Source organism: Pseudomonas sp. RA_35y_Pfl2_P32, assembly GCF_963970735.1.
Taxonomy (GTDB): Bacteria; Pseudomonadota; Gammaproteobacteria; order Pseudomonadales; family Pseudomonadaceae; genus Aquipseudomonas.
Window position 1 is genome coordinate 1 of the sequence record NZ_CAXAQF010000042.1, and the last position, 14,128, is coordinate 14,128.

The 14,128-nt window shown below is 63.6% G+C and carries 13 protein-coding genes and 1 pseudogene; 9 read left to right on the forward strand and 5 right to left on the reverse strand.

Features of this window, described 5'->3' with window-relative positions:
- A partial coding sequence (locus AACY45_RS26645) for a hypothetical protein (RefSeq protein ID WP_339548410.1) occupies positions 1-478 on the reverse strand: 478 nt, incomplete at its 3' end.
- A gap of 535 nt (positions 479-1,013) precedes the next feature.
- Here AACY45_RS26645 and AACY45_RS26650 point away from each other — a divergent pair.
- Positions 1,014-2,114 (forward strand): polyamine ABC transporter substrate-binding protein, encoded by a 1,101-nt coding sequence (locus tag AACY45_RS26650; RefSeq protein WP_339548411.1) that lies wholly within the window; start codon positions 1,014-1,016, stop codon positions 2,112-2,114.
- A gap of 246 nt (positions 2,115-2,360) precedes the next feature.
- On the opposite strand, the gene AACY45_RS26655 is transcribed toward AACY45_RS26650, so the two are convergent.
- The gene (locus AACY45_RS26655; protein ID WP_339548412.1) at positions 2,361-3,182 is read right to left on the reverse strand and encodes a helix-turn-helix domain-containing protein; all 822 of its coding nucleotides are present in this window, start codon (positions 3,180-3,182) and stop codon (positions 2,361-2,363) included.
- 115 nt (positions 3,183-3,297) lie between these two features.
- Between AACY45_RS26655 and AACY45_RS26660 the strand changes: the two genes are divergently transcribed.
- The 4 genes from AACY45_RS26660 (at position 3,298) to AACY45_RS26675 (ending at position 5,627) form a co-directional block, all read left to right on the forward strand.
- Entirely contained in the window at positions 3,298-3,624 is a 327-nt protein-coding gene (locus AACY45_RS26660) for a DUF2834 domain-containing protein (RefSeq protein ID WP_339548413.1), read from the forward strand.
- A complete protein-coding gene (locus tag AACY45_RS26665; protein ID WP_339548414.1) occupies positions 3,621-4,055 on the forward strand; it encodes an MAPEG family protein in 435 nt (144 codons plus the stop codon). The genes AACY45_RS26660 and AACY45_RS26665 overlap by 4 nt, the downstream gene beginning before the upstream one ends.
- An 87-nt stretch (positions 4,056-4,142) precedes the next feature.
- Positions 4,143-4,979, forward strand: a complete 837-nt coding sequence (locus AACY45_RS26670) for an AraC family transcriptional regulator (RefSeq protein ID WP_339548415.1) — start codon at positions 4,143-4,145, stop codon at positions 4,977-4,979.
- 51 nt (positions 4,980-5,030) lie between these two features.
- Positions 5,031-5,627, forward strand: a complete 597-nt coding sequence (locus tag AACY45_RS26675) for a LysE family translocator (RefSeq protein WP_339548417.1) — start codon at positions 5,031-5,033, stop codon at positions 5,625-5,627.
- Positions 5,628-5,637: 10 nt separating this feature from the next.
- Here the strand turns inward: AACY45_RS26675 and AACY45_RS26680 are convergent, their stop codons facing one another.
- Positions 5,638-6,279, reverse strand: a complete 642-nt coding sequence (locus tag AACY45_RS26680; protein WP_339548418.1) for an alanyl-tRNA editing protein — start codon at positions 6,277-6,279, stop codon at positions 5,638-5,640.
- A 57-nt stretch (positions 6,280-6,336) separates the two neighbouring features.
- Positions 6,337-7,269 (reverse strand): LysR family transcriptional regulator, encoded by a 933-nt coding sequence (locus tag AACY45_RS26685; protein WP_339548419.1) that lies wholly within the window; start codon positions 7,267-7,269, stop codon positions 6,337-6,339.
- Between the two features lie 129 nt (positions 7,270-7,398).
- Between AACY45_RS26685 and AACY45_RS26690 the strand changes: the two genes are divergently transcribed.
- Entirely contained in the window at positions 7,399-8,814 is a 1,416-nt protein-coding gene (locus AACY45_RS26690; protein ID WP_339548420.1) for an MFS transporter, read from the forward strand.
- Positions 8,815-9,385: 571 nt separating this feature from the next.
- Positions 9,386-10,942, forward strand: a complete 1,557-nt coding sequence (locus AACY45_RS26695) for a TerC family protein (RefSeq protein WP_339548421.1) — start codon at positions 9,386-9,388, stop codon at positions 10,940-10,942.
- Positions 10,943-11,013: 71 nt separating this feature from the next.
- Here AACY45_RS26695 and AACY45_RS26700 read toward each other — a convergent pair whose 3' ends face one another.
- The gene (locus tag AACY45_RS26700; protein WP_339548422.1) at positions 11,014-11,778 is read right to left on the reverse strand and encodes an alpha/beta hydrolase; all 765 of its coding nucleotides are present in this window, start codon (positions 11,776-11,778) and stop codon (positions 11,014-11,016) included.
- Between the two features lie 30 nt (positions 11,779-11,808).
- Here AACY45_RS26700 and AACY45_RS26705 point away from each other — a divergent pair.
- Both AACY45_RS26705 and AACY45_RS26710 read left to right on the forward strand, forming a co-directional pair.
- Positions 11,809-12,639, forward strand: a pseudogene (locus AACY45_RS26705) (aldo/keto reductase); the annotation flags it as partial.
- Between the two features lie 105 nt (positions 12,640-12,744).
- A complete protein-coding gene (locus tag AACY45_RS26710) occupies positions 12,745-13,752 on the forward strand; it encodes an Ldh family oxidoreductase (protein ID WP_339548425.1) in 1,008 nt (335 codons plus the stop codon).
- Positions 13,753-14,128: the final 376 nt, after the last annotated feature.

Genomic DNA, 14,128 nt, shown 5'->3' on the forward strand with positions numbered 1-14,128 from the left:
CGCCGGCGATGATATGGGGCGGGAGACGCATGATCAGCTTGGAGTGCCCCGGCGTGTCGTTGTCGTCCTTGCCCCCGGGGCGGGTGAGCTTGACCAGCACCTTCATCACGTCGGAAGGCTCGGGGAGGGCCTGGTCCTCCCGCCTCACGGTGTAGAACACATCAAAACTGCCCGCGCGGATACGCTCCGCGTCGATGAACAGGCGCAACTCGGTATCGACCTCAGGCAGGTCCACGGTCTTGTGCAGCACCTCGTTATTGTTGCCCCAGAAAATCACCAACTGGTCCCCACGTCCCATGGTGCCCCATGGACCGGCCAGGCACTGCAGGCCGTGGCGGGGGAAGTTGTCCTGCACGGCGGCGATGTTCAGGCCCCAGACGTTCGGGTTGGTGGAGACTGGATCCTTGGTGCGGCCGGGAATACCCAGCTCGCGCAGGACCTGGATGTCGTGCTCGGGAGGCACTAAGGAGGAAGGCATGGGCGTGACTCCTGTCGTGGGGGAAGGCGACGGAGTTATTTAAGGGCGCAAATGACGGTGTTGGCTACTGTCAGAACTTACAGGTAGGAGTGGGTTTTCGATGAGTGGTCGTTCAGTCGCCACGCTAATGCGGCTTGCCGCCAGGGTGGAGCAAGTGCTCCGCAGCCTACCGACAACGGGCGTTTGGCCGGGCATGACGAGAGGGCGCTGAAGGCGTCGTCCCGCGCCTGATTGCAGAGGAGCAGCACTATGGAGCGATTCACCGGCGGTTGCCTGTGCGGCGATGTACGAATCGAGGCGGCGCATTGACCCAGATGGCCATTTATTTTGGCCGTTACGATCCCCTTTTGGCCAAGACCCCACTGTGCTCCGGTGCGGCGCTGGGCAAAAATCGCAGGCAGTCGGCCGATCCCGGAACGTGCACGCAAACCCTAACTAAAATCCGGATTCGCCCGCCCTTGGCTATCGTTTAACCCGCTGCCGTTTACAGAACATAAAAACCGTCGAGCTAACGCCGCATTTGGGGAAACCATTCATGGTCACGATGAACCGCATTCTGGGCGCCACCTTGTGTGGGCTGACGCTGCTGGCCAGCGCGGTGCACGCCGAACAGCGCGAATTGAGGGTGTACAACTGGGCGGACTATATCCTGCCGTCCGTGCCCAAGGACTTTGCCAAGCAAAGTAGCATCAAGGTCACCTGGGACACTTTTGACACCAACGAATCCCTGGAGGCCAAGTTGTTGACCGGCAATTCGGGTTACGACCTGGTGGTGCCGTCCAACCAGTTTCTCGAGACCCAGATCAAAGCCGGGGTGTTCCAGAAACTCGACAAGTCGAAGTTACCCAACTGGCAGCACCAGGACCCGGTACTGCTCAAGCTGCTGAACCAGAATGACCCGGGCAACCAGTACGGCGTGCCGTACATGTATGGCACGGTGCTGATTGGTTTCAACCCGGCCAAGGTCAAGGCCGCCCTGGGTGAAAATGCCCCCGTGGACAGTTGGGACCTGGTGTTCAAGCCCGAGAACATGGAGAAGTTGAAAGCCTGCGGCGTGGCCATGCTCGACTCGCCGACGGAAATCCTGCCATTGGCCCTGCATTACCTGGGGCTGGACCCCAACAGCCAGAACCCGGATGACTACGAGAAAGCCAAGGCCCTGTTGCTCAAGGTTCGCCCCTACGTGGCCTATTTCAACTCGGCCAAGTACATGACCGACATCGCCAATGGCGATATTTGCGTGGCCATCGGTTACTCCGGCAGTTTTTATCAGTTCGGCAACCGCGCCAAGGAATCCGGCAATGGTGTGGTGGTCGATTGGCGCCTGCCCAAGGAAGGTGCACCGATCTGGTTCGACACCTTCGCCATTCCCAAGAGCGCAAAAAACGTCGACGAGGCCCACGAGTTTCTCAACCACCTGCTGGACCCGAAAGTCATCGCCCCCATCAGTGACTTCCTCGGTTACCCCAATGCCAACAAGGATTCGCTGGCACTGATCAACCCTGAAATTACCGGCAACCCGAACCTGACGCCCACCAGCGAGGCACTGAAAACCCTGTATGTGGTGCAGCCGTTGCCGCAAAAGCTGGAGCGGGTGCGTACCCGGGTCTGGACCAGTATCAAGACCGACAAGTAAGGCCATGGCCCCGGACCGCCACGCAAGGTGGCGGTTTGCCAGGGCAGAAGCGGTCTACAACGCAGTGGGTGAAGTGTTGATTTTGGGGGCTCGCAGATGTTGCATACACCCACCAAACCTGGTGGGAGCGAGCTTGCTCGCGATGGACGTCAGGATGACGCGTACTGGCTGGGTGAACCTGTCGCTCTGAGGTTTTTCGCGAGCCAGCCGCAAGCGGGCACCCACTCCTACAGGCACAGCGCAACTTCAACCTTCGGTGCTGCCTCGCAGCGACTGTTCGTAGGCTTGAGTCATGATCTGCCAGGTCTGGGCATCGGCGGGAATCAGGTGTTCGATGCGCAGTGAGCTCAGGGTGATGTCCTGGGGCATGCCGAAGGTGGTGAAGGTCGACAGGAAGTTCAGTTCGCCCTGGGCGCAGTCGATGCGGGTCAGTACCAGCGGTGGCAGCTCGGCGCTCATCGGCGGCGGGTTGGTCGGGGCGGGCAGGGTGTCCAGCAGTTGGGCCAGGGTCGGGTTGGCCAGGGCTTCGCGGGTTGCCCGCTGCCAGGCCAGGCAACGAATCTCCTCGGCGTTGCGCAAATGGTCGCCCAGTCCGCCCGGCTGCAGCAGCGTCACCAGCAGGTTGAGCTGCGCCGCCGCATCGGCCGGCAGTCCCACCAGGTCGAAGAGCACTGCAGTGCTGGCGTTGGCGGCCAGCACTTGCCAGTGGCTGCCCAGGACAATCGCCGGCGCGGGGTTGTTGGCGTGCAGGACATGGCTAATGGCGCCGCGCACCGCCTCCATGGGCGGCGCCGTCAGTGGCGTCGCTTCGTAGCGCGGCGCATAGCCGGATGCCAGGAATACGCGGTTGCACTGCTCCAATGGCGCCTCCAGGGCGGTCAGCAGGTTGTGCAGGGTGCCGGGGCTCGGTTGGGCGCGGCCGGTTTCGATGCAGCTCAGGTGGCGCTGGGAAACTCCCGTGATCAGCGCGAGGTCGAGCTGACTCAGGCGGGCCTGGCGGCGCAGCAGGCGCAACTGCTCGCCGGCGCTGGTCGGGGGTATCGTGCGGGGAAAAGGTCGGGTATCCATACGTTGACTCTGGCCGTGCAAGGGGTAGGCGTCCATGACCTCAGAGGTCATTGAGGGCCGGGCGACGATAGCACTAACCTGGCGCTCATCAACCGCCGATTGCAGGAAGCACCGCATGTCCAGACCCTATCTCGCCCTGGCCGCCTTGGTCGGGTTTTCCCTGTACACCGCCTGGACCCTGGTGATCGCCGAGCAGTCGTTGCTGGCGTTCGGGCTCGGCCTGCTGTCCCGGCCGGACACCGCCCAGGTGGTCATCGATCTCTACCTGCTGGCGCTCATGGCCGGTGTCTGGATGTACCGGGACGCCCAAGCCAAGGGTCGCTCCCTGGTATCGGTGCTGCCGTATTGGCTGCTCACCGCGATCTTCGTCTCGATCGGCCCGCTGCTGTACCTGGTGGTCAATGGCTTTTGCAGCAAACCCAGCGCCAGGGAGCAGGAATGAACAGCACGCTGCAGGTCTATGCCCTGTGTGTGCTGCTGTTGTTCGGGAAAATGTTGCTCATCTCCTGCTACCAGGGGTTCTTTCGTATCCGCCACCGGGCGTTCGCCAACGCTGAGGACGCGCGGTTTTTCCAGCGCCCGGCGTTACCCCAGGAACTGCCCCAGGTACAACGGGCCGCCAAAGCCTGGGCCAACGACCTGGAAAACATTCCACTGTTCTTTGTGCTCGGCGGGTTGTGCCTGGCCCTGGATACCGATGGCCAGGTCACGCCCTGGTTGTTTTGCCTGTTTACCGGCGCCCGGGTGATGCACACCCTGATGTACCTCGGCAGTTGGCAGCCATGGCGCACGGTTGCCTATGGAGTAGGGCTGGCTTGCCTGCTGGTTATGGCCGGCCTGGTCACGGCGAGGATTGTTCCGGCAGCGGGATGAGCTGCACAAATCTTCTAAACAGCGCGGTGCAAAGCGCGCTAAGTTGATCGCCCGAATTTTTTGCCCAGTGCTGGCGCCGGAGGCACCGTGGACGATCACCACTGGATCGAACTGTCCCAGGATCCCGACACCGGGATCGAGTCGATCCGCGCCCATTTCCAGGGCCACGCCTATGACCCGCACTGGCACGACAGTTTCCTGGTGGGGATCACCGAGCAGGGCGTGCAGCAGTTCAACTGCCGACGGGTGCGCCACCTCAGCACACCGGGCAAGGTGTTCATGCTGGAGCCGGGGGAAATCCACGATGGGCAGGCACCCACCGAGGAAGGGTTCACCTACTCCATGCTGTATTTCGATCCGGCGTGGCTGGAACGGCAATTGCGCTTGCTGTTCGAGCAGGTACCGGAGCACAGCCAGTTGGGCTTCGCCGACACCCTGAGCCAGGACCCAGGCCTGGCGATGTGCATTGGCCAGGCGTTCCAGGCGCTGCACCGGGGTGAGTTGCGCATCGTGCGCCAGAGCGCCACCGACAACCTGTTGGCCGCGCTCACCCGGCACCTCGACTGGCGTCAGCGCCTAGCCTTCGATCCGCGCCTGCCACGGGTGGCCCAGGTGGCGCGTGACTACCTGCAGGCCCACGCCTTTGAAGACATCGGCCTGGATCAGTTGGCCCAGGTCTGTGGCGTCGACCGTTTTCGCCTGAGCCGCGCCTTCAAGGCGGCGTTCGGCCTGGCACCCCATGCCTATCTGATTCAACTGCGCCTGGCCCGGGCGCGCCTGTGGCTGGCCCGGGGCGAAACCCCGGCGCAGGTGGCCAGCGCCCTGGGCTTTGCCGATCAGAGCCATCTGGGGCGCTGGTTCCGCCGTGCCTACCGGCTCACTCCGGCCGATTACCGCAAGCGCTGCTCAAACCTTCCAGACTGACCCCCGCCGGTGCGCGAGCATGGACCCCTGTCTGATCAAGGAGTCCCTGCCATGCTATCGTTTCTGCCTTTTCTGTTGTTTGCCTTCGTGGCCTCGATCACCCCGGGGCCGCTGAACATCCTGGTGCTGAGTCACGGTTCCCGGCGCGGACTGGTTGCCACCCTGCCGATGATTCTCGGTGCCTGTGTCGCGGCAGCGCTGGTGGTGTTGACTGTCGGGCTCGGCCTGGGTGAGACGCTGGCGCGGTTCCCGCACGTGCAGCAGGCGATGGTCTGGGCCGGGGCGCTGTGGCTGAGCGGGTTGGCCTGGCAGATCTTTTGCAGTACGCCGCCGTCCCTGGATTCGCCCGACACGCGCGACACCGGTATGGGCGTGCTCGGTGCCGTGGCCCTGCAGGTGATCAACCCCAAAGTCTGGATGATGGCGGTGGCGGTGGCGAGTGTGTTTGCCGGCGACGGTGAGCAGGCGCCGCGGATGTTGCTGTTGTCACTGTTGTTCCTGTTGACCTGCCTGCCGTGCATGACCTTGTGGGCGCTGTTGGGCGTGGGCAGCGCCCGGGTGTTGAGCTCGCCCCGGGCGTTTGTGCGGATGAATCGTGGGTTGGCGGTATTGCTGCTGGTGTCGGCCTGGAGTGGGGTGTTCCTCTAGACCAGGGTGTCTAGAGCAAAGTGATTTCGATGCGCTCCTTGCCTTTGCCGGTGTTCTTGCGCTTGAGCTTGAGGGCGCCGATTTCCCCGGTGGAGCGCGGGTGAGTGCCACCGCAGGCCATGGTCGCAAACCCTTCGACCTGCCAGTAGCGGCGCTGCGCGGCTTCATCGCTGAAGGCGGTGATGATGGGCAGGTCGGCGCTTAACAAGGTAACGACCTGGGACTCGATCTGCGGGAACAGGGTGGCGATGCTGGTCTCGCGGGCAAAGTCGATGCGCGCCTTGTCCGCCGAGATATGGGCACCGAGGCGGGCGATGTCCGGTTCAAGCTGGTAGACCAGTTGCAGGACCATTTCCGCGGCGAAATGCAGGCGCATCAGGCGATACCGCCGTGCCCAGTCAATGCGCAGCTCGACTTCGCTGCCCACCTGCAGGCCATGCCCGGTGGGCAGGGTGTAGACAATGTCCAGGCCGCGTTTTTCCGCCGCCAGAACCGTCAGGCCCGCGAGGGTTCCGCTGTCACTCTCCTGGCCACCGGAAAAGGCAAAGAACACGGTTTGTGCCAGATGCACCTCGTCCCCCTCGACCGCAGTGACCTGCGTTTGCAGTTCGGTTCGGTAAGGGTCTTGCCAGAAGAGTTTTTGCGTCGCCATGGTCTGCCACCGTCCTTGAGCACGTTGATGGCGAAAATCATAGAAGGGTTACAGGTGTCAGGCTTGAACGATCTTGCTCAACGTGTCGGGTTGGCCAAGTACCTGGGTACACACCTCACGTAGGCAGCCGCGCAGCCAGCGATGCGCCGGGTCGGCGTCCATTCGTGGATGCCAGATCAGCGACAGGCCGATGGCCGGGGTGGGCAGCGGCAAGGTGAAACTGAACAGGTCGCTGCGCAGGTGCCGGGTGTGGCGCTCGGGCACCGTGGCGATCAACTGCGAGTCGCGGGTCAGCGCCAACGCGGCGGCGAACCCACTGACCAGGGTCGCGATGTTGCGCTGCAGGCCTTGGCTATTGAAGGTTTCATCCAGCAACCCCCTGGTCAGGCCACGACGGGAAACCAGCACATGTTGCCCGGCCATGTAGCGGGCAACGCTGATTTGACCCTGGCTCAAGGCATGCCCCTGGCGCACGACGCCAACAAATCGATCCTCGAACAACAAGCGTGTGTGCAGTTCCGGGCTGGTGCCGGGCTCCACTACACCCGTGTCCAGGTCGACGCTGCCCTCGCGCAGGGGCGCGCTGTCCTTGTTGAGTTTTTGCAGGAAATACACGCGCACGCCGGGCGCCTCGGTGGCCAGGCGCTGGATCAATGCCGGGCCGAAATTCTCCACGAAACCATCGCTGGTGCGCAGGGTGAAGGTGCGCACCAAGTGCTGCAGATCCAGTTGCTCGGCGGGGCGTAATACGGCTTCGGCGTCTTCGACCAGTTGCCTGACCCGCTCGCGCAGTTCGATGGCCCGTGGTGTCGGTACCAGGCTGCGCCCGGCCCGCACCAGCAGCGGGTCGCCGGTGGTGGTGCGCAAGCGTGCCAGGGCCCGGCTCATCGCCGAGGGGCTCAAGTGCAAACGCTGGGCCGCGCGCGCCACGCTGCCTTCGGCGAGCAGGGCGTCCAGGGTAATCAGCAGGTTCAGATCAGGCATCGACATGGGGCAACGGTAGCACGGTGTCCACCTGAGATGGCGTTTGCTGCAGCTATAAAGTGCAAATGCTGCGTCTTCCGCCTCATGACGCTCAGGCATAGGCTTTTGTCCATCACCGAGCGCAAGGCCTTATCCATGAACACTCTCCCCACAACAACCGCCGCACAAGTGCCGCCCCTGGCTTCGTCGAGCCGCTGGGCGCTGGCCAGCCTGTCACTGTCGATGCTGTTGCCGTCACTCGATACCAGTATCGCCAATGCTGGCCTGCCAGCCCTGGCCCGGACATTCGAGGCCTCTTTTGCCCAGGTGCAATGGATTGTCCTGGCCTACTTGCTGAGCATCACCACCTTGCTGGTGAGTGCCGGTCGCCTCGGTGACCTCCTGGGACGGCGACGCCTGCTGCTGGGGGGGATCAGCCTGTTCACCCTGGCCTCATTGCTCTGCGGCCTGGCGCCCAGTCTTGGCTGGCTGATCGCCGCACGGGCGCTGCAGGGGCTTGGCGCCGCGATCATGCTCGCCCTGACCCTGGCCCTGGTGGGCGAGACCGTGCCCAAGGCCCGGATTGGCAGCGCCATGGGCCTGCTGGGCAGTCTCTCGGCGATCGGCACCACGCTGGGGCCGGCGCTGGGTGGGGTGTTGCTGGTCGCCATCGGCTGGCAGGCGATCTTCCTGGTCAGCGTGCCGCTGGGCCTGCTCAACGGCTGGCTGGCGTGGCGCTACCTGCCGCCAGATGGACCGTTCGCCAGTGCTGAACACCGCGGTTTTGATCTACCGGGAAGCCTGGTGCTGGCGTTGACCCTGGGGGCCTACGCGTTGGCCATGACCCAGGGGCAGGGAGCGCTGTTGCTGCTGGCCGCCGCGGGCGTCGGGCTGTTTGTCTGGCGCCAGGGGCGGGCAGCGGCACCCTTGGTCCGTCTGCAATTGCTGGGCGATCGGCAACTGAGCGCGGGCCTGGCCATGAGCCTGCTGGTGTCGACGGTGATCATGTCGACCCTGGTGGTCGGGCCGTTTTACCTGGCTCGCGGCCTGGGACTCGATGCCCTGGCAGTGGGGATGGTGCTGGCGGCGGGGCCTGCAGCCGCGGCCCTCAGCGGTGTGCCGGCCGGGCGCCTGGTCGACCGTTGGGGCACGCGCCGCATGACCCAGGCCGGGCTGCTGGGCATGGCGCTTGGCGCCACGTTGCTGGCGCTGTTGCCGAGCGACAGCGGGGTGCCCGGCTACCTGATGCCGATGCTGCTGCTGACGGCCAGTTATGCGTTGTTCCAGGCGGCCAACAACACCTCGATCATGGCCACCATCGACCCGCAGCAACGGGGCGTGGTGGCTGGCCTGCTCAGCTTATCGCGCAACCTGGGGCTGATCAGCGGGGCGGCGTGCCTGGGGGCGCTGTTTGCCTTCGCTACGGCGGCGGATGTGTCCATTGCGTCTGCGCCCGCGTTGGCCCGGGGCATGCACGCCAGCTTCGCGGTTGCCGCCATCTTGGTCGTTCTGGCGCTACTGATTAGCCATCTTGCGCGGGGCAAGCGCCGTCAGTCAGGCGATCCCGGCTGATTCTCATCAGGGCGAGCGCCTCGACGCGCTCGCCTTCACCAGGCAGTACAGCGGCATCTGATCCGTATTTTTCATCGGTACCTGACGCTGTTTTCGATACAGCCAGGGCGCCACAATAAGGCCGCAACCCTGGACTGATTTTTGGAGGCCCGATGTTCAAGATGGCGATGTTTCTCGGTGGATTCCTGCTGTTGACGATCATGATCGGCGCCCTTGCCACCATCTCCCCGGTGTAATCGCCGCTCGATCGTGTCAAATCTTGTAATAACTCTGCGCGGCAGAAAACTCCTGCCGCACTGTAGGATCGTGGGCCCCATTTTCTACAGGTCCGTATGAACACCCTCCTGGAGCCTCCCAGTCGCTTCGCTCACGTTGCAGCCTCGTTTCCCTCAGTCAGCGCCCCTCGGTCAATCGCGCCCATCTCGGTGGCGTTGAACCGCCCAGGCACCTTTCTCGCCTGTTGCGCAGCACCCTTTACCCCGAACAAAACCGCCCCCATTTTGGGTCGCAGGGCGTCGTACCTGCGTGCGCGTCAATCGTTCAAGCTGATTCGAGAGAGTAAATAATCCCTATGGAATGGATTGCAGATCCCACGGCCTGGCTTGGCCTGTTGACCCTGATTGTGCTGGAGCTGGTGCTCGGCATCGACAACCTGGTGTTCATTGCCATCCTGGCCGACAAACTGCCGCCCGAGCAGCGTGACCGCGCCCGGGTCATCGGCCTGTCGCTGGCATTGCTGATGCGCCTGGGCCTGTTGGCCAGTATTTCGTGGATGGTGACCCTCACCGAACCCTTGATCGAGGTGTTCGACAAGGTGTTCTCCGGCCGCGACCTGATCATGTTGTTCGGTGGGGTGTTCCTGTTGTTCAAGGCGACCATGGAGCTGCATGAGCGCCTCGAAGGCCACATTGCTACCCGCACCGGGACGGCCGCTTATGCCTTGTTCTGGCCGATCGTGGCGCAGATTGTGGTGCTGGATGCGGTGTTCTCCCTGGACGCGGTCATCACCGCGGTGGGCATGGTTGAACACCTGTCGGTGATGATGATTGCCGTGGTGTTCTCCATTGGCCTGATGATCATTGCCAGCAAGCCGCTGACGCACTTCGTCAACGGTCACCCGACGGTGATCATGCTCTGCCTGGGCTTTTTGATGATGATCGGCTTCAGCCTGACCGCCGAGGGCCTGGGTTTCCACATTCCCAAGGGCTACCTCTATGCGGCGATTGGCTTCTCGATCCTGATCGAACTGTTCAACCAACTGGCGCGGGCGCGGCGCAAGAAGAGCCTGCAGGGGCATCGGCCGATGCGCGAGCGGACTGCCCACGCGGTGTTGCGTTTGCTGGGCGGGCGCACCTTGCATGCCGATGAAGTGGGCGAGGAAATTGCCGACATGCTCGAAGGCGCCGAGGCCGATCAGGTCTTCGATCGTCGCGAGCGGGTGATGATCAGCGGGGTCCTGCAATTGGCCGAACGGCCGATCCGCAGCGCCATGACGCCGCGAGCCGAGGTCGATTACATCGACCTGGCCGACTCGGCCGAGACCATCCGCACCACGCTGATGCATTCCTCGTACTCCAGGCTGCCGTTGATCCGCGAGGGCCGCATCGATGAGCCGTTGGGCTTCGTCCACAAGAAAGAGCTGCTCAAGGAACTGCTCGCCGGCCATCAGCCCAATCTGGAGGCCATGGCCCGCACGGCGGTCAACCTGCTGGACAGCTTTTCGATCCTCAATGCGCTGGAACAGATGCGCAAAGAGTCGACGCACATCGCCTTTGTGGTGAACGAGTTCGGTGACTTCATTGGCTTGTTGACCATGACCGACATCCTTGAGTCGATCGCCGGCGAGTTGCCGGATGCCAGCGAAATCGAAGGTCCGAACATCGTGGCCCAGGGCAATGGTTTCCTGGTCGGTGGCGCCTTGAACCTGAGCCAGGTTCGCCAGCAGATCGGCTTCCAGGCCAAGGCCACGGATGACTACCAGACTGTCGCGGGACTGGTCATGAGCCTGCTGGACCGCCTGCCGATGATTGGCGACACACTGACCTGGGAAGGCTGGAACCTGACCGTGGTCGAGGTCGAAGAACGGCGGGTGACGCGAGTATTGCTTAGTCCAGTGTTGGCAAGTTGAATGAACGTCCTGCGGCCGTTGACGCAGCCTCGCGCTGCTCGACAGCTGGTACAGGGGGCAATCCTTGCGTTTCACATTCCATCGCGCAGCAACGGCAGGTACCTGGGGCTGGCGGCGATGGAGTTGTGTCCCGTGCCAGCTATGACCTCAAGCCTTGCCACACCGTGCGCGAAATGCTGCAGCAGGCGCTCGGTGCTGGCGCGTGGGATGACCTCATCGTGTTCGGCGGCGAGCAACAGGGTGGGCACCTGGATGCGCGCGGCGTATGTCCAGGAGTCGTAGTGGTCGCGCAGCAGCCAGCGCACCGGGAAGATGGGCAACTGGCGCGCGGCCAGTTCTGCCAGGCTGTTGTAGGGGGTGATCAGGATCAACCGCGCCGCCGGCCGTTGGCTGGCCAGGCGCACCGCGACCCCGGAGCCGAGGCTGCGCCCGACCACCACAACCTGTCGGTGGTCGGCGTAGACCTGATCGAACAGCGCCAGCGCATCCGCGGCAATCCCTTCCTCCGAAGGTGACCCGCTGCTACCACCGAAACCCCGGTAGTGCATCAGGTACAGGGCGTGATTGGGAAAGGCCTGGGCAAAGGCCGGCAGGTTCGCCGAGACATCCTCGGCATTGCCGCCGAAATAGATCAAGGCCTGGGGCCCGTCGCGCAGGCGGACGCTGACCAGCACCTGTTCCTCATCCACCGCAAGCCTCAGCAGGGCGGTCGCGCTCTCACCGGCGCGTGGTTGTGGGTAGTAGATCAGTGCACGCTGGAACACCCACAGCCCCGCACAGAGCGCCAGGTACAGCGCTGCAGCGATGACCACGATTGACATCAGGATGCGCGACATTCGTCTAACGTTAGTACATTGATCGGACCCGGAGGCACGAACATGCTGACCCGCGCCATTCCTTCCAGCTCCGAACCCTTGCCCATCGTCGGGTTAGGCACCTATCGCGGCTTTGATGCCGCGCCAGGAACGGTTTCCTACCAACAGCTGCCGGCGGTGCTCAGCGCGTTGTTCGCCAAGGGCGGTACGCTGCTCGACAGCTCACCGATGTATGGTCGGGCGGAACAGACCAGCGGGGAATTGCTGTCGATTCACGAACCGCGCTCGCCGGCTTTCCTGGCGACCAAGGTGTGGACCCGGGGGCGCGAGGAAGGCATCCGGCAAATGGAACAGTCGTTGCGCTTGTTGCAGACCGACCGCATCGACCTGATGCAGATCCACAACCTGCTGGACTGGCAGAGCCATCTGCCGACGTTGCGTGAGTGGCAGGCGGCCGGGCGGATTCGCTACATCGGCGTCAGCCACTACACCGCCAGCGCCTATGACGAGGTCGAGGCCCTGCTCAAGGCCGAGCCGCTGGACTTCTTGCAGATCAACTATGCCCTCGATGACCGTACCGCCGAGAAGCGCCTGTTGCCCTTGTGCCGCGAGCGTGGGGTGGCGGTAATCTGCAACCGGCCGTTTGGTGGCGGTGACTTGTTGGCCAGGCTCAAAGGCAAGCGGCTGCCGGGTTGGGCGGGGCAGGTGCAGGTCAGCAGTTGGGCGCAACTGGCGCTGAAGTTTGTGCTGTCCCATGCCGCGGTGACGTGCGTTATCCCTGGCACCTGCCACCCGCGCTACATGAGCGAAAATGCCGGTGCCGGTGTTGGCTCGATGCTGACGGGCGCACAGCGAGAGCAGTTGATCGATCTGATCGGCTGAGGCGTCGTTGGGGCTATGCCGATATCGTCATCGCCCAGGCTTAAAGCGATCAAGCCGGGGGCGGTGGAATGGGCGAGTCTGGACGGTCTGTTCAAGGAGCTGACTATGATCCGACTGTCCCTGGCCGAAGCCCGCGAGCTGGCCGAATCGATCCTGCTGCACAACGGTTTTAACCCTGCCCACGCCCAGGCGGTGACCCACACGGTGATCGCCGGCGAGCGCGATGGCTGCGCTTCCCATGGCTTGTACCGGATTCTCGGCTGCGTGAATTCGTTGCGGGCTGGCAAGGTCTCGGCTGATGCCGAGCCCCAGGTCATCGACCAGGCGCCCTCGATCGTGCGGGTCGACGCGGCCGGCGGCTTTTCCCAACTGGCGTTCCAGGCCGGGTTGCCGTTGCTGGCGGCGAAAACCCGGGCCAACGGGATTGCTGCCCTGGCGATCAATCGGTGTGTGCATTTTTCCGCGTTGTGGGTGGAGATCGAGCAACTCACCGCGGCCGGCCTGGTGGCGCTGGCCTGTAACCCGAGCCATGCCTGGGTCGCACCGGCCGGCGGCAGTCAGCCGGTGTTCGGCACCAACCCGATTGCCTTCGGCTGGCCACGCGCGGGCCAGGAGCCGTTTGTCTTCGACTTTGCCACCAGCGCGATCGCCCGCGGCGATATCGAATTGCACCGCCGGGCCGGCAAGGCGATTCCCGAAGGCTGGGGCGTAGATGGGCAGGGGCGGCCGAGTACCGATGCCAACGTGGTGCTCGACAGCGGCGCGATGCTGACCTTTGGCGGGCACAAGGGTTCGGCACTGGCCGCCATGGTGGAGTTGATCGCCGGGCCGTTGATCGGTGACCTGACCAGCGCCGAATCCCTGGCCTATGACGCGGGCAGCAAGTCCTCGCCGTACCATGGCGAACTGATCATCGCCCTCGACCCACGGCGCTTCCTCGGCGACGCCACTGAGCAACACCTGGCCCGTGCCGAAACCCTGTTCCAGAGTATCGAAGGCCAGGGCGCCCGATTGCCGTCGCAACGCCGCTATGAAGCGCGGGCCCGCAGCCTGGTGGAGGGCGTGCAGATCCCCGAGGCGCTGTACCACGATCTGAAGGCCCTGCTGGCCTGAACTTAAACCTGTGGGAGATTCTATGGTTGAGGGGAAGCCCTCAAGCACCTGTGGGAGTTGCCGAAGGCTGCGATCTTTTGATCTTGGCTTTCGGGGGCATATCCGTTGCTGCGGTGATGGCGGCTTAGGGTTTCGCCCTTACGGCGACTCCCTTTTGCAAACGCCCAAAAGGAAGCAAAACGCTTTGCCCCTGACGTACGGCCCCTCGCTAGGGCTCGGGGTACCTTCGCTACGGTATCCATCCGGGGAGCATCGCCTCCGGTTTGCTTCGCTGCACCTCCTCTCGATGTATGCGGCTTCGCCGCACGACGCTACGCGCCTCCCCCCCCTGATGGACACCTTCGCTCAGCCTGCCGATGGGGCGGGTGGATCAAGA

What these genes read in the sequence shown, in the direction of transcription:
- AACY45_RS26650 (WP_339548411.1), top strand. Translation starts at nt 1,014, where the DNA reads ATGGTCACGATGAACCGCATTCTGGGCGCCACCTTGTGTGGGCTGACG.
- AACY45_RS26655 (WP_339548412.1), bottom strand. Translation starts at nt 3,182, where the DNA reads ATGGATACCCGACCTTTTCCCCGCACGATACCCCCGACCAGCGCCGGC.
- AACY45_RS26660 (WP_339548413.1), top strand. Translation starts at nt 3,298, where the DNA reads ATGTCCAGACCCTATCTCGCCCTGGCCGCCTTGGTCGGGTTTTCCCTG.
- AACY45_RS26665 (WP_339548414.1), top strand. Translation starts at nt 3,621, where the DNA reads ATGAACAGCACGCTGCAGGTCTATGCCCTGTGTGTGCTGCTGTTGTTC.
- AACY45_RS26675 (WP_339548417.1), top strand. Translation starts at nt 5,031, where the DNA reads ATGCTATCGTTTCTGCCTTTTCTGTTGTTTGCCTTCGTGGCCTCGATC.
- AACY45_RS26680 (WP_339548418.1), bottom strand. Translation starts at nt 6,279, where the DNA reads ATGGCGACGCAAAAACTCTTCTGGCAAGACCCTTACCGAACCGAACTG.
- AACY45_RS26685 (WP_339548419.1), bottom strand. Translation starts at nt 7,269, where the DNA reads ATGTCGATGCCTGATCTGAACCTGCTGATTACCCTGGACGCCCTGCTC.
- AACY45_RS26690 (WP_339548420.1), top strand. Translation starts at nt 7,399, where the DNA reads ATGAACACTCTCCCCACAACAACCGCCGCACAAGTGCCGCCCCTGGCT.
- AACY45_RS26695 (WP_339548421.1), top strand. Translation starts at nt 9,386, where the DNA reads ATGGAATGGATTGCAGATCCCACGGCCTGGCTTGGCCTGTTGACCCTG.
- AACY45_RS26700 (WP_339548422.1), bottom strand. Translation starts at nt 11,778, where the DNA reads ATGTCGCGCATCCTGATGTCAATCGTGGTCATCGCTGCAGCGCTGTAC.
- AACY45_RS26710 (WP_339548425.1), top strand. Translation starts at nt 12,745, where the DNA reads ATGATCCGACTGTCCCTGGCCGAAGCCCGCGAGCTGGCCGAATCGATC.